This window comes from Frankia nepalensis (genome assembly GCF_016786325.1).
Classification (GTDB): domain Bacteria; phylum Actinomycetota; class Actinomycetes; order Frankiales; family Frankiaceae; genus Pseudofrankia; species Pseudofrankia nepalensis.
On the sequence record NZ_JADWYU010000171.1, the window covers coordinates 1 to 24,389 of the forward strand.

Below are 24,389 nucleotides of genomic sequence, written 5' to 3' on the forward strand. Positions count from 1 at the left end.
CTCGTCGGCGGGGCCGCGCCCGCTGGACTGGGTGCTCAAACGGCACCCCGCCGACTTCGGGCTGAGCTGACCGGCCCCGGGGCCGGGGGGGGGGGGGGGCGGGGGGGGGGGGGGGGGGGGGGCGGGGGGGGGGGGGGGGGGCCCCCCCCCCCACCCAGCGCCGCGCCCGCGGCCGACGTGCTGGGACCGGTCGCGAAGGCGTCCGGCGCCCCGGTGCGGATCGGGCTCATCTCTGACGGGAAGTCGTCGATCATCGATCAGTCCGTCGAGTTCGAGGTCGGCGAGGCCACCGTGAGCTACCTCAACGAGCATCGTTCCGGCATCGCGGGACGGCCGATCGAGCTGGTGACCTGCGAGGCGCAGTCCGATCCCGCGAAGACGGCTGACTGCGCCAACGAGATGGTCGAGCAGGACGTCGCCGCCGTGGTCGTCGGCGGCGTCGCCGCGCAGGAGGCCGCGTGGACGCCGCTGCACGACGCGGGCGTGCCGGTGGTCCTCTACTCGACCGGCACCCCGGCGCTGCTCGCCGACGCGAAGAGCACGTTCACCTTCGCCGACCCGGCCTTCGGGATCATTGGTTTCCCGCTCGAACTCGCGAAGAAGTCGGGGGCCAAGAAGGTCACCGCGGTGGTGATCGACGTGCCAGCCGCGAAGGGGTTGCTCGAGGCCAGTGCGCCCGCGGCCTACGAGAAGGCGGGCATCGAATTCGAGATGGTCGCCGTCGCGCCGGGCACGGCCGACATGACCCCGCAGATGCAGCAGATCGCGGCCGGCGGCGGCGAGGCGTTCATCCTGGGCAACGACTCGTTCTGCATCAGCGCGCTCAATGGTCTGCGAGCGGTCGGGTTCACCGAATCGATCTCGGCCGTCGGGCAGTGCATCACCGACGCGACCCGCACCGCCGTCCCCGGCGACACCCTCAAGGGCATCGCCCTCGCCGCCACCGCACCGCTCGGCACGGACAATCCGTCGACCCGTTTGTTCAACGCCGTCGCGGCCGCCTACGGCAAGGGCATCGACACCAGCAAGATCGCTGGAATCAACACCTTCATGGCGGTCGCCGGACTCCAGGCGGCGGTAGCGGAGCTCACCGGCGACGTCACGCCTCAGACGGTCAATGCCGCGATCAAGTCGATGAAGCAGACGGAGCTTCCTGGCTCGGGCGGGCAGCAGTTCCAGTGCGGTGGCAAGGCGGTTCCCGCCTCCCCGGCCGCCTGCGTACGCGGCGGTCTGATCACCACCCTCGACGACAAGGGGCAGCCCACGACCTACGAGGTCGCTGGCGCCTAGCTGGCCCAGGACCGGCCTTGGGCCCGGTCATCGGTCCGCGAGTGCGGACCGATGGCACCTGATGCGGGCTCACCACCCGCTTGCAGAAAGGCACATCGTGACGCCGAGAAGTGGTCGACTTCAGGGCAAGGTTGCATTCATTACCGGCGCGGCGCGTGGCCAGGGACGCTCCCACGCAGTGGCGCTCGCCCGCGAGGGCGCCGACATCGCGGCGCTCGACCTCGCAGACCAGATCGAGTCCGTTCCCTACCCGATGGCGACTCGCGAGGATCTGGACGAGACGGTCTCGCTCGTGGAGCAGGCGGGCGGGCGCTGCCTGCCCATCGTCGCGGACGTCCGTGACATTCACGCCATGGACCGGGCCGTCAAGGAGACCCTCGCCGAGCTCGGCCGCATCGACATCGTGCTGGCAAACGCCGGCATCCTCCATATCGGCCAGCAAGGCGAGGGTCTCGACGAGTCGACTCGCAACTGGGCCGACGCGGTCGGTGTGATGTTGACCGGTGTCTTCAACACCATCCGGGTGACCGCGCAGCCGATGATCGACCAGGGAGACGGCGGGTCGATCGTCATCACCAGTTCGACGGCTGGGCTGTCCGGCATGCTCGACGGCACCGGCGGCATCGCCGGTTACACCGCGTCCAAGCACGGCGTGATCGGCCTGATGCGTGGCTATGCCAAGCTGCTCGGGCGCCACAGCATCAGGGTCAACTCCGTCCATCCGATGGGCGTCGCGACGCCGATGGTGATGAACGACCAGTTCGCCCAGCTCTACGCGAACCCCGAAAGCGCCAAGATCCTCGACGTCGCGCCGCGGCTCCTGCCGATCAACATCCTGGAGGCGGCCGACGTGAGTAACGCGATCGTCTGGCTCGTGTCGGACGACGCGCGCGCGATCACCGGGATCACCCTGCCCGTCGACGCCGGCGTCACCAGCCCCTGAGCTCCTCGCCCAGCTTGGCCGTCTCCCAGACGGCGTGGACGACGGGCGTCCTCTGATCTTCCCCGCCTCGCCGATCTCGGCATTCGGGACGAACCAGCGAAACGAGGTACCCATCTATGCGGCACTACGGCCTGCGCCGCGGCGCGGCATCCCGGAGAACGGTGGCGGCGCGCCCGGCGGCGATTCGTCTGGGCGCGCTGGCCGGTGGGCTGGCCGCGAGCCTGCTCCTGGTGTCGGCCTGTGGCGGTGGCGGTTCGGCCGCGCCGGGTGACGGCGGCGAGGCCACCAGCGCCGTACCCGCGGCAGAGGTGCTGGGGCCGGTGGCGAAGGCGACCGGCGAGCCGGTGCGGATCGGGCTCATCTCCGACGGGAAGTCGGCCATCCTTGACCAGTCGGTCGAGTTCGAGGTGGGCAAGGCGGCCGCGCGCTACCTCAACGAGCATCGCTCGGGGATCGCGGGCCGGCCGATCGAGCTGGTGACCTGTGAGGCGCAGTCCGATCCCTCCAAGACCAGCGACTGCGCCAACAGCATGATCGAGCAGGACGTCGTCGCCGTGGTCGTCGGAGGGGTCGCCGCGCAGGAGGCGGCCTGGACGCCGCTGCACGACGCGGGAGTGCCGACAGTGCTGTACTCCACCAGCACTCCGACGCTGCTCCGCGACGCCGAGAACACCTTCGTGCTCGCCGACTCGACCTTCGGGACCGTCGGGCTTCCGATCGAGCTCGCCAAGCAGGCGGGGGTGAAGAAGGTCACCGCGGTGGTGATCGACGTGCCGGCGGCCAAGGGGGTGTTGGAGGCGAGCGCGCCCGCGGCCTACGAGAAGGCGGGTATCGACTTCGAGATGGTCGCCGTCGCGCCGGGCACGGCGGACATGACGCCGCAGATGCAGCAGATCGCGGCCGGTAGCGGTGGCGTGTTCATCCTGGGTAACGACTCGTTCTGCATCAGCGCCCTCAACGGCCTGCGGGCCGTCGGGTTCAGCGGGCAGATCTCCGCCATCGCCCAGTGCATCACGGACGCGACCCGCACCGCCGTCCCGGGCGACATGCTGAAGGGCATCAGCCTCGCCGCCACGGCGCCGCTCGGCACGGACAATCCGTCGACCCAGCTCTACAACGCCGTCGCCGCCACCTACGGCAAGGACATCGACACCAGCAAGATCGCCGGAATCAACACCTTCATGGCGGTCGCCGGCCTGCAGGCGGCCCTGGAGGACCTCACCGGCGACGTTACGCCGGCGACAGTCCTCGCGGCCATCAAGGCGATGCAGCAGAAGGAGCTGCCCGGCGGCGGTGGCCAGCGGTTCCAATGCGGCGGGAAGGCGGTCCCCGCCTCGCCGGCTGCCTGCGTCAGCGGCGGCCTGATCACCGAACTCGACGACAAGGGACAACCCACGACCTACGAGGTCGCCGGAGCCTAGCCAGCCAGGAACCAACCTCGTCCGGCCACCGGTCCGCTGAGCGTGGACCGGTGGTCGCCCGGGCAGCACACCCAGCCCCGCCCGGCCTGCCGCCACCGCACCTCACGGCTGATGCTGACCCGTGGTCGCGGCTCACGGCCTTCGACGAACGCGCCCGCGCCGCCTGACGCGCCACCACCCCCAGGCCGCGCATGCTCTGGCGCCTCGAAAAGCACAGCGCCCGAATTTGACCTTCTCCCGGAGGTATCCAGCCGATGACCCGTCAACGATTACGGCCCGGCAAGGCGGCGGTCGCGACCACGCTCGCGCTGCTGGTCGCGGCGCTCGCCGGCTGCGCGGGCGACTCGCCGGACGCGGGCGGTGACGGGGCGGGTGGCTGCGTCTCGCCAGGTGTCACGGCGGACACGATCAGGATCGGGCTCCTCTACCCGGACAGCGGCGCCGTCGTCGGCGGCTTCCAGGCCACGCCCAGCGCGGTGGCGGCCCGGATCGAGGCGGCCAACGCCGCCGGCGGCGTCAACGGACGTGAGATCGTCATCGACTGGCGTGACGACCAGGGCGCCCCGGACGTGTTCTCCCTGGCCGCCCGTGACCTGCTGGACGAGAGCGACGGCCAGGCCGTCTTCGCCCTGCTGGCGCAGACGATCGCGCTGAACCCTGCCTCCTTCGACTGGCTGGCCAAGGCGGGGGTCCCGGTCGTCGGCGTGGCCACCTCGGCGGAGTGGAGCAACTACGCGAACGCGTTCCATTTCGGCAATCTCTTCAACAAGGCCCAGCCGGTCACCACCTACGGCCGGTTCGCCAAGGCACAGGGCGCGAGCAAGGTGTTCGTGCTGACCGACCAGCAGGTCCAGGCGTCGGCCAGCCTGGCCCTCCAGCTCGGCCCGAGCCTGCAAAGCCAGGGCATCCAGGTGGTCGGCACGCTGGACATCACCCAGGGCATCTCCAGCCCCGCCCGGGTGGCCGACGCGATCCGGGACAGCGGAGCCGACGGTGTCATCGGGACGATCCGGGCCAGCTCGTTCTACGAGCTCTACCCCTTGCTGCGACCGCTGCGGCTCAAGCTGGCAATGAACGCGACAGGCTACGACCCGGACCTGCTGCGCACGCAGGGCCAGGCCCTGGCGGGCCTGACCGTCTCCGTCCTGTACTCGGCCTTCGGGACCGAGGCGATGAACACCTACCTGCGCAACGCCGACACCTACGCGCCGGAGCTGATCCACCCCCAGGACGATCTGGCGCTGGCCGGGTATGTCGCCGCCGACGAGATGCTGCTCGGCCTCAACCTCGCCGGGGACTGCCCCACCCGGGAGCAGTTCGTCGAGAACCTGCGCCAGGTGCCCGACTACACCGCGGGCGGCCTGATCCCACCGAACGACCTGAGCCGCCCGACCGACCCGGCCAGGTGCTTCAACTTCGTCCAGGTGAGCCCGTCCGGCGACCAGTGGCAGGTCATCGCCGACCCGGCCCGGTCAGACGGCTTCTGGTGCGGCGACGTGATCGCGACCACCACCGGCTAGTACACCAGGGCCCGCCTGGCTGGTCGGATTGTGCAGACCACCAGCCCCATCCGGGCAGTGCGGAGCGCGACGCCCGCACAGATCGCCGAGGAGGACCGCGGTCCTACCAGTTGACCGGGCCCGCCGGGTGGTCGCGGGTCAGGTCTGCCGCGCGGCGGCCCGGTTCACCCAGCCCTCGTAGTCGGTCGCCTTGCTCAGCAGTTCCTCGCGCGCGACGTCGGAGTCGAGGATCAGGAAGCGTTCGCTGTCGATGGCGGCCACCAGTCGGTCGGCGACCTGCTCGGGCCGCGGCGCGGCGCGCAGCGCCGGATGGTCTTCCGGAAGGCCGTTGACTAGAAGCATGGGGGTCAGCATGGCGCCGGGGCAGAAGCAGGAGACCTTGATCCCCTTCGGCCGGTAGGTCACCGCGAGCCACTCGGAGAGCGCGAGGGCCGCGTGTTTCGACACCGAGTACGTCGCCTTGTCGACCTGTGTGGACAGAGCGACGAGGGAGGCCGTCTGCAGAAGGTAGCCGTCGCCCCGGTCGAGCATCGCGGGCAGGACCGCCCGCGCGGCGTACACATGCGACATCACGTGGAGCAGCCAGGCGCTGTCCCAGCGGGCGTTGTCCTGGATCTCGCCGGGCTGGCGGGGACCAGCGACGCCGGCGTTGCTGAACCAGAGGTCGATCTCCCCGTAGGCGGAGCGTGCCAGCCTGGCGACGGCCTGGACCCCCTTCCTCGGCGCTGATGTCGGCCACCAGGCCGACCCCGCCGACGGCCGCCGACACACGTTCCACGCCGGCCGGGTCGATGTCCGTGACGACGACCTTGGCCCCCTCCGCGGCGAAGCGGTGCGCGCACGCCTCACCGAGCCCGCCGCCCGAACCCGTGATCACGACGACCTTGTCCTTGAGCCGCATGGTTCGGCCCCCTCCTTTTACCCGGCGCGGCCGCGCGCCGCCGCGGGCTCCCGCACTCCTACGTTCCCGGCTCCCACGAAAGTCGGCAGATCACGGCACCGTCGGTCTTCGCCTGGACTACGCGGTCGGCGTCCCAGCCGAGCGACTCCTGCACGGCGTCGGATGTGGTGGCTGTCAGGTGGGCAGGGCGGCGGCCATGTCGTCGAGAACCGGCAGAACCAGGTCCCGCGGCAGCTCCTCGAGGCGGACGCTCAGGCGCCGCACGCCGATTTCCGCCGCCCGCTCGATCTCCCGCGCCAACTCGTCACGTGAGCCCCGGGCGAGGAAGCAGCAGATCTCCGGGGCGCCGGCGCGCCCGGCGTCGTTCCACCTGACACCCAGCTCCTTCACGGCTGCCGCGACCGACGCGGTCACCCCGATGCCGGCGGGGATCCAGCCGTCGGCCCACCCCACGATGCGGGCGAGGTTCCGCTCGGTGGGCCGGCCGCCCAGCAGCACCGGCGGGCCACCCGGCCGCGCGGGCTTGGGCCAGGACAACGAGGGCGACAGACGCCGGTACCGGCCCTCGTAGGACGCGACCTCCTCGGTCCACAGCGCCCGCATCAGCGCAACCGTCTCCTCGACCACCTGGAAACGCTGTTTCACCGGGACACCGTGGTCCTGCATTTCCTGCTGGTTGTAGCCGAACCCGACGCCGAGGACGACCCGCCCGCCGCTGAGATGGTCCAGCGTGGCGATCGCCTTGGCCAACGCGATGGCATCGTGCTGCGCGACGAGGGATACGGCCGTGCCGATTTCCAGAGAGGTCGTCGCGGCGACGAACGCGCCGGCGATGTACGGGTCGAGCGTCCGCTGATAATGCTCCTCGACACTCCATCCCTCGACGAGCGCGCGGCTGTCGACCGGAATGTGTGTGTGCTCGGGGAGGGATATCGACCCCAGTCCGCGTGCCTCCACCTCCGCGGCCAGTTGGACGACGGACATCGATCGATCCGTCGCCACCGGGTGAACACCCACGACGGGGAAGGAGCGCGCCTCGCCCGAACCTGATCCCTTCAAACCGCTCTCGCCCCCTTCGGGCTCGCGCTCGTGGCGGGTTTCCGCGCACTCCCGCTCCGAGTGAAGCGGGATGAGATCTTCACGTCGGCCGGGACCGCTCCAACTCCAGGGGGAGCCCGACCAGGCCATCGCACCTTGACAGTAAATCATATTTTGCTATAGCAATGGTGTGGTTCGCTGCGCCTGACGGCATCCGGGCGGGAACGCGACGTCCGCCAGCCAGGTGCAGGGAGTACGGCTTGCCCATCGCTCAACTGGGCGGCGAGTGGGCCCGCGTCGAGATGGGTTCGCCTCGGTCGACGTCGGCCACCTGCGCTGGAGGGCCGCGGGTGGGTTGGCGACCTGGGGCGGCGAGCCGAGAAGCGGGGCTGACGTGTCGAGTGGAGAAGCAGATGGTGACTGATGATCCGGTGGCGGGTCGCGCCGCCCACCCGGGCGGTGCGACCCGCCAGCCTCCGGTCGACGTCCGCTGCCTCTCGCACCTGGGCATGACCGTGTCGGACGTGCCCGCCTCGGTCGACTTCTACGACGTCTCGGAGCTGGCCGCGCTCCGCAGGACCCACGACTTCGACGCGGCCACCTCCTCGGCGTTCTTCGGAGACCCCGAACCGCGCCTGTACACCGCCTTCCACGGCAGCTCGGCGGCGAACCTGTCCGGAATCAACGACCCCGAGCTCAACCAGGCCCTGCTGGACGGCCGGACCGCGACGTCGGAACCGGACCGCAAGGTCGCCTACGACAAGGTGCAGGCGCGGCTGACCGAACTGGCCCCGGTCGCGTTCTTCATCCGCGCGGAGCCGGCCGTCATCGCCGGCAAGAAGGTCAGCGGCCTCGTGCAGTACGGGCTCGGCTCCCTGCTGCCCTCGGAGATCTGGCTCCAGAAGTAGGAGGGGCAAGGCGCCCTCGGCCCAGGCCAGGGCCGGGACCGGCCGGTCGTGAGAGACCTCGGGGCCGGTGGGCGGGTCACCCCGGGATGCCTGGCTGGCGGCGTTCGCGCCGCCAGCCAGGCATGGCGACTCGCTCAGCCCGGGGGCGTCGCGGGCCGAGGGCGGCCACGTCGTCGGGCAGATCCTTGACGCACACAACGATCACTGCGGCGCCGTCGGGTTCTCCGCCTCCTACGAACTCGTGAGGAGAGAGGCCCTGGGAGACCGTGGCCGCGGCGCTGCCTCCGAAGCCCTGGCGGCGTAGCAAGCGCGAGCGGCGGAACCGAAACCCTGGAAGGGCTGTGAACGTGACGACGGTGGGAATCGCGACAGGCGCGGGACGCGGAATGGGACGGGCGTGCGCCGCGCGGCTCGCCGACACGGTCGACGTGTTGCTGTTGGTCGACCGTGACGAACGGGCCGCGGCCGAAACGGCGGCAGTTCTCTCCGGCTCTGAGCGGCGAGCTCAGGTCAACGTCGTCGCGCTGGACATCACCGACGGCGACGCGGTGAGGGGCCTGGCGTCGCGGGTATCCGAACTGGGCCGGCTGCGCGCTGTCGCGCACGCCGCCGGCATCTCACCGACGATGGGGGACTGGCGCCAGATCCTGACCGTCGACCTCGTCGGCAGCGCCCTGCTGACCGAGGCGCTCGCGCCGCTCGCGACCGCCGGCACCGCCGTCGTGTGTTTCGCCTCCATGGCGCCGCTGCTCGAAGGAGGACGCGGGAATCCCGACGCCGAAACGGTCCTGGGCGACCCGCTCGACCCACACTTCCTGGAGCGGCTGCACGCCGCGCTGGGACTGGTGATCGAGAGTCCGGGGATCGCCTATACCTGGGCCAAACGGGGCGTGTACCGGCTCGTCGAACGCGAGGCGGTGCGGTTCGGCCGCGCCGGCGGCCGGATCTGCTCCGTCTCGCCTGGCATCATCGACACGCCCATGGGGCGGCAGGAGGCAGCGTCCCGCTCGACCAACGACCGCCTGGCGCGGCGGACACCGCTTGGGCGCGAGGGCCACCCCGACGAGGTCGCGTCCGCCGTGGCCTTCCTCCTGTCCGACGAGGCGAGCTTCATCAACGGCATCGACATCCTCGTCGACGGAGGCGTGGTCGCTGCCCTGCGATCCGCCCGGCCCGCCGGGTCGGAACAGTCAGCCCTGCTGCCCAGGTGATGACCGGCGGGCCGGCCCGATCCGGCGGGCTGGCCAGGAGACCACGCAACGGGCTCGCCGGAGCCCGTCACATCGCCGGATCGATCGCACCGCGACAAGCGGTGAACTGATCGAACATTCGATCAGTAACGCGCCACATGGTGCCGCTGAACGCGCGGGCAGAACTGGAATCCGCAAGCCCGACCAACTCCACGAATCCTGTGACGAGTGGTGTGGGCGGCTGCCGCCCGTGAACCTGTGGCCTGAATGAACCGAACGAAAACGGCAGAGAGGAGAAAGCTGTGATGTCGCCAAAGGGTTCTTCCGGGACAAGGGCGAAACGGGGGGTGTTGGTCATGGGCTTAGGCCTGAGTCTGGGCCTGGTCTTACCCGTCTCGGTGAGCAGCGCGCAGACGGGCCCCGCCGCCGACGTCGCAAGGGGTGGCCCCAAGGGGATCGTCGAGGTCAACGTCGCGAATGTCCCGGGCCGGGACAACGGGCAGCCCGCCGTGGCGGTCAGCCCGAAGAACCGGAACAACGTGGTCGTCGTCTCGACGAACCACAGGCAGGGCGTCGGCACGTCCGACAAGTACCACTGCTTCGTCGCCTACTCCAGGGACGGAGGCGAGAACTGGACAGAGACGCCCTGGCCCTATGGCAATCGAGCCATGTGCGGTGACCCGAACCTGGTCGTCGACGCACACGGGATCTTCTACCTCGCCTTCAACCGGTTGGGCTGCGAGCCAGGCGTGCCTACAACCGGGTCACCCGGCAACTGCAACGGGGTTCCGAACCACGTGGGGGTCGCCAGGTCGCTCGACGGCGGCCGCACCTGGTCGACTCCCGTGGACACGCCCCTGGTCATCTCCAGCACCCCGAGGCTGAGGGTGGACACGGCCACCGGCTGGGTCTACGCGATCGGCGGATCCGCGCCTTCCGCCCCGCACGCGGTCTCGATCAGCAAGGACCGCGGTCTCACCTGGGGCCCGGCGGGCGTACTTCCTTCGCAACCGCTGGGGAACCAGGTCGCCGTCCACGACAAGATCCTGGCGACGGCGACGGGGATGACGGTGGTCAACGGCACTCAGCTCGTGCCGGCGCAGCCGACGTTCTATGTGAGCCGCGACGGCGGGCAGACCTTCACCTCCTCCCCGGTGACCAACAGCGCGGGCACCCCGGTGCCGCCGGCCGACGGCGCGCTGGTGCCAAACCCGGGAGCCGGGGTGACCGATCCCATTCCCTGGGTCACGGCCGACCCCACCCGCTCGGGTCGCTTCGCGGTCCTGCTGCCCAGGGGCGACAACCTGGAGGTGTACACCACCAAGGACGCCGGCCGGACGTGGACCGGCCCGACCGTGATCGCCGCTCCGGGCGCCGCCAAGCCGTGGATCGAGTACGGCTCGACGGGCCTGCTCGGCGTCATGTGGCGGACCGCCGCCGTCGACGTGTTCTCCGTCGTCTCGTTCGACGGCGGAAAGAGGTTCAGCAAGCCGGTGAAGGTCAACCGCGTGGCCCAGCCCTACGGCTCCGACCCCTCCGGGCGCATCGAGGGCGACGAATGGTCCCGGATCACCCTGGACGGCAAGTACGCCTACATCAGCTGGTCGGACGCCCGCGCCGGCGGCAGCGACATCGACGGCATCGTGAGCCGGGTTCCGGTGTCGCGCTACTGATGCGGCCGCTGCCGGCCATGCGGTGACCTCGAGGGCGAGCAACCGAGGCTTCACCCAGCCCTGACGCGGCCACGGAGGTCGCGCCGGACCGGCTCTCCATGAGCCAACTCGAGAGGGCCCGGGGCGGGCAACCCCCGGGCCCTCTCGAGACCAGGCCGAGGAGATTTCGACCATCCGGTTCTTCGCGCGGGAGGCCAGGGCTGATCAGGCCTGGCCTCCCGTCGTCATACGTCGCAGGTCTTACTCGGCGGAAAAACTAGCCCGCGGCCTCATGCGCCCGCGGCCGGTTATCGGCATGAATGGTGCTGTCAGGAGGAACGCGGCGAGGACCGCACGCCACCGGACGCCCGGACCGAGCGACCGCCTTTCCTGTGATCCGTCGAAACGCTGGTCCCGAAGACCGCGGTGTGATTGGTGGAACCCGGCAGCGAGGCCTCGCATTGATGGGGAGATCTCGACCAGCCAGGCCGCGCTCATCCCCGCTCGCCCCGCTCCGCTGGTAGCCTGAAATCATGTCGACACTCAGATTGGGCGGCGCTCTCGTCGACCGCGTGGCCGAGCAGTCGCTTCCGGTTCCGCTCGGCCTCCTCACCGACGACGCGGCGTTCCTCTCCCGCCGGGTCGCCCAACTGCCCGGCGGATTCCTGGACCAGGAGTCGATGACCTTCCGGTTCTCGAGTCACAGCTGGGTGCTGGTGGTTGACGGACTCACCGTGCTCATCGATCCCTGCACCGGCAACGGCCGCAAGGGACGAGGACCCTATTTCGACGACCTGGAGGTGCCGTTTCTGGAGCGGCTCGCCGAGGCCGGAGCGCCCGCCGACACCGTTGACATCGTCTTCTGCACCCACCTTCATCACGACCACTGCGGCTGGAACACGACGCAGGTCGACGGGACCTGGGTGCCGACCTTCCCCAACGCGACCTACCTGTTCGTCGACCAGGAGTACCGGCGGTGGGACACCGCGAATCCGGACGAGCACCCCAACGACTTCAATCCCAGCACCTTCGACGAATGCGTGCGCCCGATCGTCGACGCGGGCCTGGCCAAGGTCATATCCACACCCTACGTAGTCTCACCGAGCCTGACCGTCGAACCCGCGCCAGGTCACACGGTGGGGCACACGATGGTCCGCCTTGATTCCGACGGTGTGCTCGCGTACTTCAGCGGAGATGCATTTCACCATCCGGTCCAACTGACTCGACCAGAGCTTCATCTGCCCGGGTGCGATGATCTGGCCACCGCGATCGCCACCAGACAGAGCCTGGTACGGCGAGCGCTTGACGAGGGCGCGTTTCTGTTCCCAGCCCATTTTCCCGCGCCGCACTACGGCCATTTGGCCGACGATGGAGAAGAAGTGTACTTCGTGCCCGGCGGCGCACCGAACGCCGATGACCCGCGGGCCGCCACAGGAGTCCAGAATCTCGAATAGCCTCGACCACCGCTAGTTGGGGATGGGGGTGGTGCCGAGGACCTTGTATTCGGCGGGCTGGCCCTTGTCGTCGAGGGTGGTCGACAGTCCGCCGCGGACGCAGACGGCTGGAGAATCGGGGACGGCCTTGCCGTTGCAGCGGAACCTGATACCGCCTCCGCCGGGCAGTTCGGTCTCCTTCATGGCCTTGATGGTCGAGGTGATGGCGACCGGGGTGATGTCACCGGTGATGCCCTGTGTCGCTGTCTGGAGGCCGGCGAGGAGCATGAACATGATCATGCCGTCCTGGTTGCTGAGGTCGATGTCCTTGCCGTAGGTCTCGGCGACCGTCGTGAAGAGCCGCATCGAGGGGCTGTCCGGGCCGACTGGCGCGCTGGCGCTGATGACCATGCCCTTGAGGGTGTCGCCGAGGACCGACTTGCGGGTGGCATCGGTGATGCACTGGGAGATGCCGCTGATGGTGCCGGTGAAGCCAACAGCCCCCAGGCCGTTCATGGCGCTTATGCAGAAAGCGTCGTTGCCGATGATGAACACCTGGTCCGAGCCGTTCGCGACGACCTGCTGCATCTGGGGCGTCATGTCGGCGGTACCGGGGGCGACGCGGACAAGTTCGTAGCCGATGCCGGCCCTCTGGAACAGCGGCGGGGCGACCTCCTGCGCGGAGTGCAGGGCCGCGGGGACGTCGACGACGATCGCGGAGACCTTCTTGTTGCCCGCGTCCTTGGCGACCTGGATCGCCAGTTCGACGAAGCCGAAGGTCGGGTTGCCCAGTACGAAGGTCGTCGGGCTGGCCAGCAGAGCTGGCTCGCCCGAGCTGTAGAGCATGACGGGGACCTTGGCGTCGTTCAGCGGCTTCCACGCGGCCTCGACGACGGCGGAGGTGCCGATGAGGACGGCGGAGACACCATCGTCGACCAGTTGGTTGCCGCAGTCGGCGGCCTTGGACAGGTCGCTGAGGGTCTCGCAGACCGTCACCTCGATGGGCCGCCCGCCGATCCCGCCCTTGTGCTCGTTGAGGTACTCGACGACGGCCGGGATGACCCGCTTGTCGTTGGTGTGGTCGGCGGTCGGGCTGGCGCCCTCCGTGATCACACCGATCCTGACCGGTGCGCCGGTCGCCTTGTCGATCGGGCCAAGAACGTCCGCGGCGGCCGCGGAGTCGCCCGCCGCAGGGGTGGAGCCGTTGTCGTCGGAGCCGCTGCCGCAGGCCGAGACGAAGGCCAGGCTCGCGGCCAGGACGGTGACACCGGCGAGCCGTAACCGGGTCGGGCGGGTGGATGATCGCATGGATGCGATGGCCGGGAGTGGACGGGTTCCCGCCCCTCGGCCGGTCGTTTGGCGAGTGTGCGACATGTCTTGACCTTTCGTGGGATGGTGAACAATTGCGAAGGTCGCCGTGGTGTTTGCCCGTGTTGGCTGGCGCCTCGTGGGGTGATGCATCTTTGGATTCCTGTTCGCTCGTGGCGACTTGCGCTCAGGTCGGCCGTGGGGCTGGGCGCGAGGTTGTTCCTGATCGCCGGGGTCGCGGTGTGCAGGCACGTAACCGGCGTGAGGGCTGCCGGCGGTTCCTGTGTCCTTAACCCGCTGGTTCCGAATGGGAGGAGGTGTGCGCCGACTGGCGCAGCTACGAGAAAAGTGGCACGGCTGGAGCCGGAGCGGAGAACAAGACTGCCTGCGTGAGACAGGTTGTCACGGAGTGCCCGCGAGGGAAGTCGCGGGTGGCTCACAACCTCGCTCTTGTGAGTTCGCCGACGTCGGTCGATTCGCCGTCGATGTTCGCGAGGAAGACCGTCGCTGGCCGGCATGGGAGATCTGGGTGATGTCGGGACGGGGCGGCGAGGTTCATGGCCACTGACGATGTTTCACGGCGCGCCGCCGGGCAGGAAGCAGACCTCGCTGTCGTCGAGACCTAGCCGGCCGTAGTGTGGTGACGGGAAGTGGGCTGGCAGGACAAACGCCGATTCTTCCTGGAGGCGTTTTACCAGGGATCTGCGGGTTTCGGTCGCCACGGCCAGGTCGTCACAGCCCGGAAGGTGTAATTCCGGCCGGGCGAACTGGACAGGGTGGTGGAAGGCGTCGCCGGTGAAGTAGGCGCGTACCCCCTCGGACACCAGACGCAACATGGCGTGCCCGGTGGTGTGTCCCGCGGCCGGCTCGATCGTCAGACTCGACGATATCTGGTACGGCGGTGCGACGACCCTGGCCTGTCCGGCTGCCACCACCGGCCGCACACACTGGTCGAAGACGTTCGGGTTGAACGTGTTCGGATTCCGGGACGGGTTCGCCGGGTCCCAGCGGCGGTACTCCTCCTTGGTGAAGAGGTAGACCGCGTTCGGGAAGGTCGGGACCCAGCGTCCTTTGTCCAGCCGCACGTTCCAGCCGCAGTGGTCGTGGTGCAGATGGGTGGAGAACACCAGGTTGACCTTCTCGGCGGGTGCTCCCGCTTCCGCCAGCCGTTCCAGGTACGGCGTGTCAAGGTCGTCGAAGACGGGCGCTTGCCCGAGCCGGCGCCCGTTGCCGGTGCACGGGTCCACCACGACGACCAGGCCATCCACCCGCAGGAGCCAGCTGTGGCATGAGAACTGGAACTTGCCCGAGGCCCGGTCCCAGAACCCGGGAGGCAGCGATCCCACCCGTCGGTCGAGAAGCTCCTCGTCCTGGGTGATCGCGTGGAGCGAGGCGGGGAAGGTCTGCTCTTCCACCCGGTCCACCACCGCGGCACCGATCTTCACCGAGCTCACCTTCGATCTCTTGGGAATGCGCGCGGTGGACGTGTGGCTGGTGGGTTCAGCTGTGTAGCCGGGCCCAGCCGGCCTCGGCGCTGTGCTGGAGGGCCTCGCCCTTGGCGAAGCCGTAGTAGGCGGAGAAGTGCAGGGCGATCTCGTCCATCTCCGGCTTGGTGATGTCGCCTGATCCGAGCGCGGAGCCGACGTGTGTCTGCAGGGGCATGGGGGAGTCGTCGATGGCGACGCAGGCGACGGTGATGATCCGGCGGTCGCGGCGGGTCAGTCCGGGGCGCTGCCAGAGGTGTCCGAAGACGTAGCCGAGGATGCCGGCGTGGGTGTAGGGCGTGTCGGGTGGCGGCGCGGGTAGCAGGTTGACGTCGATGAACTCCTTGACGCCGCGTTCGAGCCGGGCCTCCCAGTCGTTCAGGCCGAGGGTGGCGTTGTCCAGCGCGGGCCAGGGCGTCACCCCTTCGCCGCGTTCGGTCTGGATGCGGGCCCACTGTCGGCGGATCACCCCTTCGACATGGGACGCCTTGGGCCATCCGCAGTACACGGCGAAGTGCAGCACGAACTCGAGGATCTCGGGCAGGGTCAGGTCGCCGCTGCCCAACGCGGCGTAGACGTGGTCGTCGATCGGCTGGGGGGCGTCCGCGGCCGCGACACAGGTCAGCGTGACTAAGCGCCGGTCACGGCGGCTCAGCCCAGGGCGCGCCCACACCTGGCCGAAGACGAACTCACGGGTTGCCTGCTCGAAGGGTGTGCTCGCCGCCGGCGGGTCGACGGTCATGACCTCCCGGTAGGTCCGGTCGGTGACTGAGTCGCTCATGGACGCGCCTCCGCATCAGCGCTGGGTAAGACGGACGGCTGGACTCTAAGACGGTTGACTGCGCGATGTCCAGATGCTTCGATAGCGCCATGCCGGTGGTAGCTCCGTCGACGAAGGAACAGATCGTCCGCGTGGCAGAGAGGCTGTTCGCTCTGCACGGGATCGAGGGGGTCTCGCTGCGCCAGATCGGGGCGGCGGCCGGGAGTGGCAACAACTCGGCGGTGCAGTACCACTTCGGGTCGAAGGACGAACTGATCCGGGCGATCTTCGAGTACCGGCTGGCGTGGCTGCATGAACGGCGCATGCTGCTGATCGCGGAACGCCGTCCGGACGATCTGCGCTCGTGGCTCGAGTGCCAGCTAAGGGTGGTGATGGAGCAGAGCGAACGGCCCGGCAGTCACTACCTGAGCTTTGTCGGGATGCTTCGGCAGTACGGCCGCCGGGACGTTTTTGAGCAGCTGCCGGACGAGATCCGCCAGTCGGCGGTGCGCTTCCAGGAGCGCCTGTCGGGGTTTCTTCCCCACATCGCCCAGCCGCTGCGGCCCCATCGCATCTCCTGGGCGATGACGTTCATGACCCAGGCAGCCGCGGACCGGGAGCTGGCGCGCGCCGCGGACCGGCCGGTGGTCCCTTTTGGCGTCGCGGTCACCGACCTGCTCGACGGCCTGGTCGGTTTCCTCTCGGCCCCGGTATCCCCGGCGACCCTCGCCGCCCTCGACGACACTGATCCGGCCAGCCTGATCTGGCCGCCGTTTCTCTGATGAGACAGGTGACCTTGCGCGATGAGTAGCTCGTGAGCGTTGATCTGAGCGGCGCCGTGGTCGTGATCACTGGTGGTGGTAGCGGCATCGGACGTGCCCCCGCGCGCGCCCTCGCTCGCCGCGGGTGCCCGCGTGGTGATCGCTGACATCGACGCCGGCCGCGCCCCCTGGCAGATACCCGTCGCCCGGCCCACCCCGTCATCTCGCCCGGCCCGCACCGAGCGCGCCGTGTGGGTGAGGCCGCGGCCGGCCACCACGACCCCTTTCCACGAGCGAACCCAGTACATGTACACAGCAGTGGCATCCGAGGAGGTTGTCTGATGGCAGGCAACGAATACGTGAAAGTCGACATGCGCGACGGGCTATTACCGCGGACCGTCGGGGACGAGTACGAGCTCACCGCCCGGGCGCACCGCCCGCGGGCCACCGCGCCGTCGACGGCGGGGCCCGTCCGGGTCTCGGGCGTGGAGTCGCTGACGCGAGGGGGCACCCGATGAGCGCGCCGGTGGTGTCCGCTCCGCCCACCGTCACCGTCGACGTGACCGGGCGCGTGCCGATCGATGGCGACCACCACGTCGCGACGTGGATCTTCCCGCCGCCGGCGCCGACGGACGGCCCGGTGCCGCTGCTGTTCTGCCTTCCTGGCGGCGGCTACACGAAGGCCTACTGGCATCTCGACGTCCCCGGCCGCGCCGGTTACAGCTTCGGCGAGCACCTCGCGGCCCAGGGCATGCTTGTCATCGCCGTCGACCACCTCGCCACCGGCGAGAGCTCACGCCACCCGCGGGCGGCCGAGCTCACCCCCGACGTCGTCGCCGCGGCGAACAACGCGGCGCTGACCGACCTGCTCGAGCGCGCGGCGAAAGGCACGCTCCTGCCCGGCCAGGGGCCGATCGACATCGGACCGATCGTCGCGGTCGGTCACTCGATGGGCGGCATGCTCGCCGTCTTCCAACAGTCGCTACACGGCAGCTTCGACGCGATCGCCCCACTCGGCTACGGCACAGTGGGTCCCTTCGCCGGCCATCTCGTCGGAAACGACCGCACCAAGATCCCCAGCCTGGAGTCCATCATGGTCCCGGCTCGGGCAGGTGCCTTCGACGAACCGTTCCTGTCCGACCGCACCGATCCCGCGATCCGCCACCATTTCTACTGGGACGACGTCCCCACCGACGTCATCGCCGCCGACGACCTCACCAGCACCCACCTTCCCGGCGTGACCGGCCCGCTGTCGATCGTCCCGTTCATCGCCTCCGACCACGCCGGCCGGATCCGCTGCCCGGTCTTCATCGGCCTCGGAGAACGCGACTCCACGCCGAACCACCACGACGAAGCCCGCGCCTACAGCTTCTCCAACGACGTCACCCTGTTCCGGCTCCCGAAGTCCGCGCACTGCCACAACACCGCCGGCACCCGCCACGACCTCTGGAACCGCCTGGCGCAGTGGGTCCGAACGCTGCCGGCCCTCGCCGCCACGCCGTCGGCCTAAGACCGGCCGGAACACCGTCCACGCGGCGTCCGACGAGCACGACAGGAAACCCGCGTGGGTGCACCAACCAGCGCCCCTCGGCCACGGTTGGTCACCCGCCGGTCGGCGACGTCCGGCGTTCCAGCCAGACTCCCGGATCCCTCCACCGCACCGACGGGCGGCGGTTTCCACCTCCGAGCACACCGGTCGAAACGATCGCCGGAAACACCGTCAACGGAACACTCCCAAACGTTCTGATTGACCGGCACGGCGTGGATTACTGCGTCCGGCCACCGCCCAACATCCTTCAAGGAAGCAGACAATGGAACGTGACGTCACGGTCGTGATCGGTATCGGGGCGATGGGACAGGCGATCGCCCGACGTATCGGTCCCGGCACCCAGATTCTGATCGCGGACGTCAAGGAGGCAGTCCTGCGCACGGTCGCCGGGGAGCTGGAGGGCGAAGGCTACGTGGCGGCCACCGCGGTCGTCGATGTCACCTCCCGCGAGTCGGTGACAGCCCTCGCCAGGCACGCGGCCTCCCTGGGGCCGGTCCGGTCCATGGTCCACACCGCCGGGCTGTCTCCAGCCCAGGCTCCGGTACCGGCGGTCCTGGCAGTCGATCTGCTCGGCGTCGCCCTGGTCCTGGAGGAGTTCGCCCACGTCGTCGCCCCGGGCGCGGCGGGCGTCGTGATCGCCAGCATGGCCGGCCACCTCGCCCCGCCCATCGCGCCAGACGTGGCTCGCGCTCTCGCCACGACCCCGGCCAGCGAACTGCTGGCGCTCCCGGCCGCAAGCCCGGACCAGTTTCCCGACAGCGGCCAGGCATACACCTTCGCCAAACGCGCGAACCAGATCCGCGTACAGGCCGCCAGCACCATTTGGGGCGCCCACGGCGCCCGGATCAACTCCATCAGCCCTGGCGTCATCGCCACCCCGATGAGCACCGCGGAACTTGCGACCGACCACGGTGGCCACATGCAGATGATGATCGACGTCTCCAACGCGAAGCGGCTCGGAACACCCGCCGACATCGCCGCTGCCACCGAGTTCCTCCTCAGCCCCGCCGCCAGCTTCCTCTCCGGCACCGACCTGCTCGTCGACGGCGGCGCCGTCGCCGCCATCCAGACAGGAAAGCTCGGCTAACAGAGACACCACGGCCCCGGCCACGATGCCCACAGCGGACCACCATGACGATCCGCTCCCACCAGCCGCAACTAGTCACGGATAGCAGGCGCTCCAGACCAGTCACACACGAAGACCCTGCCAACGCGAACAACCCACGGGCCCAGCGGGAACATGGCGAACGGCCAGCGGCCACCCAGACAGGAGAACATGGTGAAAGTCGGGTTCATCGGACTCGGCAGCATGGGACTGCCCATGGCAGAACGGCTCCAGAACGCGGGGCACGAACTCACCGTCTACGCCCGCCGCGCCGCCTCACTTGAACCGCTGCGAGGCACGAACGCCACCATCGCGGCGACCCCGGCCGCCATGGGCACAGCCGTCGACGCCGTCGGCATCTGCGTCTTCGACGCCGCCGGAGTCGAAGAGGTCATGTTCGGACCGGCCGGCCTGGCCGAGACACTGCGCCCGGGCACCGTCATCCTCGTGCACAGCACCGTGTCGCCGACCCAGATCCGCTCCATCGCCGAACGCGCCACGACCCACCAGCTGCGCGTCCTCGACGCCCCGGTCAGCGGCGGCGCCCCACGAGCCCAGACCGGCGAACTCACCATCATGATCGGCGGAGACACCGCCGCCCTCACCGACGTCAACGATCTCCTGTCGGCGCTGTCCAACCACGTCGTCCACCTCGGCGCGATCGGCGCGGGCTCCCACGCAAAGCTCATCAACAACACCCTGTTCGCCGCCCAGATCACGCTCACGGACGACGCGATGAAGGCCGGCACGGCCCTCGGAGTCGACCCCGCCGGCCTCGCCGCGGTCCTCATGACCAGCAGCTCGGCCTGCATCGCCTCCGGTCTGCGACTACGCGCCGGCTCCACCGCCACCGTTGCCGCCTCACCCGCCGGCCCCCCGCTCGTCAAAGACGTCCACCTGATGACTCAGCTTCTCGGCAACGCCCCCGGCCGCGAACTCATCGACGTCGCGCACCGGTTCACCACCGCCGCCCATCCATGAGCCGCCGCCACCCATCGCCCTCACCGCGGTATGCCAGAGGACTGAGGGTCTCAGCGGGGGTCGGGTGAGCGAGGCGGACTGACCTCACGGGGCTGAAGGCGGGCGACCCGCGCCGAATGATTGATGACGGTGGGGTAGCCGATTGGCTACGGTTGTGCCATGTCGACGATTTCGGCGGCCAGGTTCGATGATCCTTTCTTTTACCTCGACGATCCGAACGCCGTGTTCGCCGAGTTACGCAGGACCGACCCGGTGCACTGGTATGACGACGGGAGGTTCTGGGTCGTCACCAAGTACGACGACATCCGCTCGATCTCCACACACCCGGAGCAGTTCACGTCGTCACGGATCGCGATCCTCATGGATCTCGTCGCCCGGCGGGACGGTGCGGAGCCCTTCAACGTCGCCGGCTCCTCTCATCGGGGCATTATGTTCATGGACCCGCCGGAGCACATCGCGCACCGCAAGGCGGTCAGCGTCAGGTTCACTCCCCGCGCCGTCGCCGGAGTCGAGGAGCACGTGCGCTCGGTGGTGCGCGACGTGCTCGCCCGGCTGCCAACAGAACCGTTCGACTGGATCGAACACGTCGCGGAACCGATTCCGGTCTTCGTCTTCTCCCGGCTGCTCGGTATCCCAGAAGAGGACTGGCCCAAGGTCTCGGGGTGGGCCACCACCATCGCCCGGGTCGGCTCCGGCGACGCCAGCCCCGAGGACGCCGACACGATCTACACAGAGATCGGTCCATACCTGCTTGACCTGACCCTTCAACGAAGGGAACGGCCGACCGGCGACCTTCTAACCATGCTCACGACCGTGTCGGTTGACGGAGTGCCCTTCGACGAGATCCAGGTGCTCACCTACGCGCTGACTCTGCTCGCCGCGGGCAGCGAGACGACCCAGAGTCTGATCGCGGGCCTGGCCTACTGCTTCAACCAGCACCCCGAACAGGCCGCGCGTGTCTTCGCCGACCCGGCGCTGGCCGCCGGCGCGGTGGAGGAGACGCTGCGGTGGTGGACGCCGGTGATGAGTATGGCACGCGAGTCGGCGTCCGACGTCGACCTGCGCGGCAGCATCATCCGGGCGAACGACGGCGTGCTGCTTGCCTACGCCTCGGCCAACCGCGACGAGGAGAAGTGGGGACCGACCGCCGAGGAGTTCGACGTCACCCGGACGAACGCGGCGAACCACCTGGGATTCGGCATCGGCGAGCACTTCTGCATGGGCGCGGCGCTCGCGCGCCGAGAGGCCCGGGTGCTCGTGGAGGAACTGGCCGCACGCGCGGGCGGGATCCAGATTGAGGGCGATCCGACGCCCCGCGCGTCGTCGCTCGTACACACCTTCGACCATCTTCTGGTCCGCCTCGTCGACCAGCACTGAGACTCCGGGATCCGCCCGGACCCATGCCTGGTTGTGATCTGCAGATGGTCGGGCCGCGATCGGCTGATTCCCGCCGCACCCGTCCCGGGGGAGCCGCCGTGTTCATGCGTGTGGGATGGGCCAGTAGTTGAGTTCGTGCTCGGCGAGCGGGGTGTCGCGCCAGCCGAGGTCGACGGGTGTCTGCTGGATGCGGTCGGTGCCGAGCATGGGGAAGGCGGCGGGGAAGTTCGGGACGAGGCCGGGGATGAGGACGCGGGTGGCGTGCATGCCGGTGGCGGCGACGTCGGGGGTGGTGAGGTCGACGTAGCAGATCTCGAAGCCGCGGGATTCGACGCGGTCGCGGTAGGTGGCCAGTGACCGGTCGGGCAGGGTGGGGATGGTGTCGATCTCTCTGGTGGCGGGCACGGCGGTCCAGGGCAGGACGGCGTCGATGGCCCGTGGGTCGAGGAAGATCTGCTGCTGGCACATGAGGTCGGCGCAGTCGCGGAAGTCCGGCCGGTAGTCGTCGAGGTAGCGGCGGTCGGCGCGCCAGGGCTTGAGTCCCTGGTAGGAGGCGAATCCCCAGGCGACTGCCTGCCGGATGAGGCTGTGCTCGGTGTCGAGGTCGCGGCTGCCTTCCTGCAGGGTGAGGGCCTCGGTCCATGCCTTGAGTCCGGCCTGGCGGATGTCGGGGCGGGCGGCGAAGCCGATGGTGAACCAGTCGTGCACGGTGTTGTGGACGATGCCGGCGACGACGGGGATGCCGAACTCGTTGTCGATCGGGATGAGCGTCGCGCGCTGGCCGAGGCCGCTGGGGCGGCCCTGCCAGATGCCGTCGAGGTCGGGCGTGAGGGCCAGGGCGGGCAGCGGCTGGCGGTTCATCCACCAGATCATGGTGGCGTCCCGTTCGACGAGTTCCTCGATGCCCGAGACGAGTGCCTGTTCGAGGGTGCGTCCGGCGGAGACGCCGGAGAAGTTCATGTAGTTGGTGACGGGGTGGGCGACGCCGCTGGTGGGCCCGAGGCCGCCGCCGCGTTCGCCGGCGATCCAGTTGACGTAGACGAGGGTGACCGGGAGCCAGACCGGCCGGTCGTGGGTGAGGGAGCGGCCGCGTACCCAGCGGACGGGCAGGTCGCGGGTGAACGGCACGAACGGGAAGCCGGGCGCGTCGTAGAGCGACTGGCTGTAGAGGACGAGCCGGTCAGGGTCGACAGCGTGCTCGCCGGCGGCGAGCAGTTCGTGGTAGGAGGCCCAGCGCAGCTCGTTCTGCTTCATGTAGTTGCCGCAGTAGCGTTCGACGGCCTCGCCGACCGCGCAGTCGCGGGCCGCCTGGGCGTCGTCGAACACGCTGCCGCCGCAGATCACGTCGTTCGCCCAGTCCGGGTCGATCCGGCCCATGGAGGAGTTGTGGGTCTGAGCGGTGTGGAGGCGGTCGGGGACGGCGGGGTCGTGGGCGATGTCCCGGACCCGCTGGATGATGCCGGTGCGCGGGCTGACGAGCAGGCTGGTGTCCCGCTCGCCGGAGATCGTGAGCGGTCCGGTCAGCTGTCGGTCGGGCAGCGGCAGGACGGGGTGGGCGACCAGGTTCATGCGGACCGGGTCGGCTTCCACCTCGGTGGACAGGGTGCGGCAGGGGAGGCCGGCGACGAGCCGGTCGAGGTCGGCGGCGAACGCGCCCAGCATCCAGCTCAGTTCCGGGGCTGGCGGGAGGTAGACGTCGCCGAGGGGTGGCGCGATCAGCGCGTCGAAAACCTCTTCCTCGTCGATCGCGCAGCGGCGGCGGGCGAGCAGGTCGTGGTAGTTGGCGGTGCGTCCCGGCAGGATCGCGGGGCCGAAGTAGGCCTGTCCGGCGTCGAGGTGGAACTGGGTCCAGCGCACTCCGGCGTCCTGCGCGGCCTGGTCCCAGGCGAGCAGCCAGGAGGCGTCCAGCTGGGTGCGTGCCACGACGACGAGGGTGGCGGCCGGATCGGTGATCCGCGCGAGGAGCTCGGCTGGCTCGGCCGGGACGCCGAGGTGGGTGGCCGCGGGAAGCGCCGGGTCGAGCAGCGGGGACAACGCGTCGACGAGGGCGGCGTCGCCCGTGAGCAGCAGCCGCGCGATCGGCGGCGGCTTGTCGGACGGCTGTCCGGCGGGGGCGAACCGGGACCAGTCGGCGGCCCGCGGACCCGGCTCCGTTGCCAGGCAGCCCTCGGCGAGCAGCACGCCGGGAATCTCGGCGAGCTCGGCGCCGGCGTCGGCCGCGGCGAGGGCCTCCTCGACAGTGCGGGTGCCGTCCAACGCGGCGAGGAACGCCTCCAGCCGGTTGGGGGGCGTGGCGACGCGGAACAGCTCGCCTCTGGGGGTGACGACCAGACTGTGGCCTTCGGCGAGCGGGTGCACGTCGGCGCGGACGCGGGCGGGGCGCGCGGCTCCGGCGTCGCCGGTGGGGAGTTCAGCGGACCTGGTCGTCATGGTGAGCAGGGCTCCTCGGGGTGGGCGACGCGGTGGCATCGGCGGTGGAAAGCGGGAAAGGAAGGCCGGAACCGGCGGGGCGGGGAGCGTTCCGCCCCGCCCCGCCGGCCGTGGGTGACCCCGGGGTCATCGGATTCAGCGGCGCAAAGGAGATGACTACGCCGCCTGGGTCCTTGAACGGAGCGCTACGTACTAGAGCGCCCAGGAGAAGGAGATGCCGACCGTGCTGTGCGAGTGGTGGTTCGAGTTCGGCGCGAGCGCCTTCTCCCACTTGCGGGCCTCGATGCGAGTGATCATTTCTTTCACCTCCCGTCACGGCTGCGAGGACGAACCTTGAT

Annotated in this window: 20 protein-coding genes and 1 pseudogene; 13 read left to right on the forward strand and 8 right to left on the reverse strand. The window is 69.6% G+C overall.

Annotation, left to right across the window (positions count from 1 at the left end):
* Positions 1 to 66 precede the first annotated feature (66 nt).
* The 4 genes from I6A81_RS26100 (at position 67) to I6A81_RS26115 (ending at position 5,174) form a co-directional block, all read left to right on the forward strand.
* Positions 67 to 1,290 (forward strand): ABC transporter substrate-binding protein, encoded by a 1,224-nt coding sequence (locus tag I6A81_RS26100; RefSeq protein WP_407661386.1) that lies wholly within the window; start codon positions 67 to 69, stop codon positions 1,288 to 1,290.
* 61 nt (positions 1,291 to 1,351) lie between these two features.
* Positions 1,352 to 2,233: a mycofactocin-coupled SDR family oxidoreductase gene (locus I6A81_RS26105; protein ID WP_203007337.1), complete on the forward strand. Its 882-nt coding sequence runs from the start codon at positions 1,352 to 1,354 to the stop codon at positions 2,231 to 2,233.
* Positions 2,234 to 2,349: 116 nt separating this feature from the next.
* Complete coding sequence (locus tag I6A81_RS26110; RefSeq protein ID WP_203007336.1) at positions 2,350 to 3,654, forward strand: ABC transporter substrate-binding protein; 1,305 nt, start codon at positions 2,350 to 2,352, stop codon at positions 3,652 to 3,654.
* Positions 3,655 to 3,908: 254 nt separating this feature from the next.
* Positions 3,909 to 5,174, forward strand: a complete 1,266-nt coding sequence (locus I6A81_RS26115; RefSeq protein ID WP_238430918.1) for an ABC transporter substrate-binding protein — start codon at positions 3,909 to 3,911, stop codon at positions 5,172 to 5,174.
* 138 nt (positions 5,175 to 5,312) lie between these two features.
* Here I6A81_RS26115 and I6A81_RS26120 read toward each other — a convergent pair whose 3' ends face one another.
* The 3 genes and pseudogenes from I6A81_RS26120 to I6A81_RS26125 form a co-directional block, all read right to left on the reverse strand.
* A complete protein-coding gene (locus tag I6A81_RS26120) occupies positions 5,313 to 5,945 on the reverse strand; it encodes an SDR family NAD(P)-dependent oxidoreductase (RefSeq protein ID WP_307874916.1) in 633 nt (210 codons plus the stop codon).
* 37 nt (positions 5,946 to 5,982) lie between these two features.
* Positions 5,983 to 6,075: pseudogene (locus I6A81_RS44610) on the reverse strand (SDR family NAD(P)-dependent oxidoreductase); the annotation flags it as partial.
* 174 nt (positions 6,076 to 6,249) lie between these two features.
* Positions 6,250 to 7,263, reverse strand: coding sequence for a TIGR03619 family F420-dependent LLM class oxidoreductase (locus I6A81_RS26125; protein ID WP_203007335.1), 1,014 nt, complete (start codon positions 7,261 to 7,263; stop codon positions 6,250 to 6,252).
* A 263-nt stretch (positions 7,264 to 7,526) separates the two neighbouring features.
* Here I6A81_RS26125 and I6A81_RS26130 point away from each other — a divergent pair, with 263 nt between their 5' ends.
* A complete protein-coding gene (locus I6A81_RS26130; RefSeq protein WP_203010339.1) occupies positions 7,527 to 8,021 on the forward strand; it encodes a hypothetical protein in 495 nt (164 codons plus the stop codon).
* Positions 8,022 to 8,377: 356 nt separating this feature from the next.
* Entirely contained in the window at positions 8,378 to 9,232 is an 855-nt protein-coding gene (locus tag I6A81_RS26135; RefSeq protein WP_307874917.1) for an SDR family oxidoreductase, read from the forward strand.
* Positions 9,233 to 9,299: 67 nt separating this feature from the next.
* On the opposite strand, the gene I6A81_RS26140 is transcribed toward I6A81_RS26135, so the two are convergent.
* Positions 9,300 to 9,569, reverse strand: a complete 270-nt coding sequence (locus I6A81_RS26140; RefSeq protein ID WP_203006301.1) for a hypothetical protein — start codon at positions 9,567 to 9,569, stop codon at positions 9,300 to 9,302.
* Between I6A81_RS26140 and I6A81_RS26145 the strand changes: the two genes are divergently transcribed.
* Positions 9,568 to 10,884, forward strand: coding sequence for a sialidase family protein (locus tag I6A81_RS26145; RefSeq protein ID WP_203006302.1), 1,317 nt, complete (start codon positions 9,568 to 9,570; stop codon positions 10,882 to 10,884). The genes I6A81_RS26140 and I6A81_RS26145 overlap by 2 nt on opposite strands.
* Before the next feature lie 551 nt (positions 10,885 to 11,435).
* On the forward strand, positions 11,436 to 12,317 hold the full coding sequence (locus tag I6A81_RS26150) for an MBL fold metallo-hydrolase (protein WP_307874918.1): 882 nt from the start codon (positions 11,436 to 11,438) through the stop codon (positions 12,315 to 12,317).
* Positions 12,318 to 12,329: 12 nt separating this feature from the next.
* Here the strand turns inward: I6A81_RS26150 and I6A81_RS26155 are convergent, their stop codons facing one another.
* The 3 genes from I6A81_RS26155 to I6A81_RS26165 form a co-directional block, all read right to left on the reverse strand.
* Positions 12,330 to 13,670, reverse strand: coding sequence for an ABC transporter substrate-binding protein (locus I6A81_RS26155; protein WP_203006304.1), 1,341 nt, complete (start codon positions 13,668 to 13,670; stop codon positions 12,330 to 12,332).
* Between the two features lie 509 nt (positions 13,671 to 14,179).
* Entirely contained in the window at positions 14,180 to 15,049 is an 870-nt protein-coding gene (locus tag I6A81_RS26160; protein ID WP_203006305.1) for an MBL fold metallo-hydrolase, read from the reverse strand.
* Between the two features lie 55 nt (positions 15,050 to 15,104).
* Positions 15,105 to 15,869, reverse strand: a complete 765-nt coding sequence (locus tag I6A81_RS26165) for a carboxymuconolactone decarboxylase family protein (RefSeq protein WP_203006306.1) — start codon at positions 15,867 to 15,869, stop codon at positions 15,105 to 15,107.
* A gap of 89 nt (positions 15,870 to 15,958) precedes the next feature.
* Between I6A81_RS26165 and I6A81_RS26170 the strand changes: the two genes are divergently transcribed.
* From I6A81_RS26170 to I6A81_RS26190, 5 genes are all read left to right on the forward strand, one after another.
* A complete protein-coding gene (locus tag I6A81_RS26170; protein ID WP_203006307.1) occupies positions 15,959 to 16,630 on the forward strand; it encodes a TetR/AcrR family transcriptional regulator in 672 nt (223 codons plus the stop codon).
* A gap of 493 nt (positions 16,631 to 17,123) precedes the next feature.
* The gene (locus I6A81_RS26175; RefSeq protein ID WP_203006308.1) at positions 17,124 to 18,119 is read left to right on the forward strand and encodes an alpha/beta hydrolase; all 996 of its coding nucleotides are present in this window, start codon (positions 17,124 to 17,126) and stop codon (positions 18,117 to 18,119) included.
* A gap of 301 nt (positions 18,120 to 18,420) precedes the next feature.
* Positions 18,421 to 19,245, forward strand: coding sequence for an SDR family oxidoreductase (locus I6A81_RS26180; RefSeq protein WP_203006309.1), 825 nt, complete (start codon positions 18,421 to 18,423; stop codon positions 19,243 to 19,245).
* Positions 19,246 to 19,437: 192 nt separating this feature from the next.
* Positions 19,438 to 20,244, forward strand: a complete 807-nt coding sequence (locus I6A81_RS26185) for an NAD(P)-dependent oxidoreductase (protein WP_203006312.1) — start codon at positions 19,438 to 19,440, stop codon at positions 20,242 to 20,244.
* 159 nt (positions 20,245 to 20,403) lie between these two features.
* On the forward strand, positions 20,404 to 21,621 hold the full coding sequence (locus I6A81_RS26190) for a cytochrome P450 (protein WP_203006310.1): 1,218 nt from the start codon (positions 20,404 to 20,406) through the stop codon (positions 21,619 to 21,621).
* Between the two features lie 102 nt (positions 21,622 to 21,723).
* Here I6A81_RS26190 and I6A81_RS26195 read toward each other — a convergent pair whose 3' ends face one another.
* Entirely contained in the window at positions 21,724 to 24,051 is a 2,328-nt protein-coding gene (locus I6A81_RS26195) for a YcaO-like family protein (RefSeq protein WP_203006311.1), read from the reverse strand.
* Between the last annotated feature and the right edge of the window lie 338 nt (positions 24,052 to 24,389).

Coding starts and splice junctions, on each gene's coding strand:
- I6A81_RS26105 (WP_203007337.1), top strand. CDS start 1,352: ATGCGGGCTCACCACCCGCTTGCAGAAAGGCACATCGTGACGCCGAGA.
- I6A81_RS26110 (WP_203007336.1), top strand. CDS start 2,350: ATGCGGCACTACGGCCTGCGCCGCGGCGCGGCATCCCGGAGAACGGTG.
- I6A81_RS26115 (WP_238430918.1), top strand. CDS start 3,909: ATGACCCGTCAACGATTACGGCCCGGCAAGGCGGCGGTCGCGACCACG.
- I6A81_RS26125 (WP_203007335.1), bottom strand. CDS start 7,263: ATGGCCTGGTCGGGCTCCCCCTGGAGTTGGAGCGGTCCCGGCCGACGT.
- I6A81_RS26130 (WP_203010339.1), top strand. CDS start 7,527: ATGGTGACTGATGATCCGGTGGCGGGTCGCGCCGCCCACCCGGGCGGT.
- I6A81_RS26145 (WP_203006302.1), top strand. CDS start 9,568: ATGGGCTTAGGCCTGAGTCTGGGCCTGGTCTTACCCGTCTCGGTGAGC.
- I6A81_RS26140 (WP_203006301.1), bottom strand. CDS start 9,569: ATGACCAACACCCCCCGTTTCGCCCTTGTCCCGGAAGAACCCTTTGGC.
- I6A81_RS26155 (WP_203006304.1), bottom strand. CDS start 13,670: ATGTCGCACACTCGCCAAACGACCGGCCGAGGGGCGGGAACCCGTCCA.
- I6A81_RS26165 (WP_203006306.1), bottom strand. CDS start 15,869: ATGAGCGACTCAGTCACCGACCGGACCTACCGGGAGGTCATGACCGTC.
- I6A81_RS26170 (WP_203006307.1), top strand. CDS start 15,959: ATGCCGGTGGTAGCTCCGTCGACGAAGGAACAGATCGTCCGCGTGGCA.
- I6A81_RS26175 (WP_203006308.1), top strand. CDS start 17,124: ATGAGCGCGCCGGTGGTGTCCGCTCCGCCCACCGTCACCGTCGACGTG.
- I6A81_RS26180 (WP_203006309.1), top strand. CDS start 18,421: ATGGAACGTGACGTCACGGTCGTGATCGGTATCGGGGCGATGGGACAG.
- I6A81_RS26190 (WP_203006310.1), top strand. CDS start 20,404: ATGTCGACGATTTCGGCGGCCAGGTTCGATGATCCTTTCTTTTACCTC.
- I6A81_RS26195 (WP_203006311.1), bottom strand. CDS start 24,051: ATGACGACCAGGTCCGCTGAACTCCCCACCGGCGACGCCGGAGCCGCG.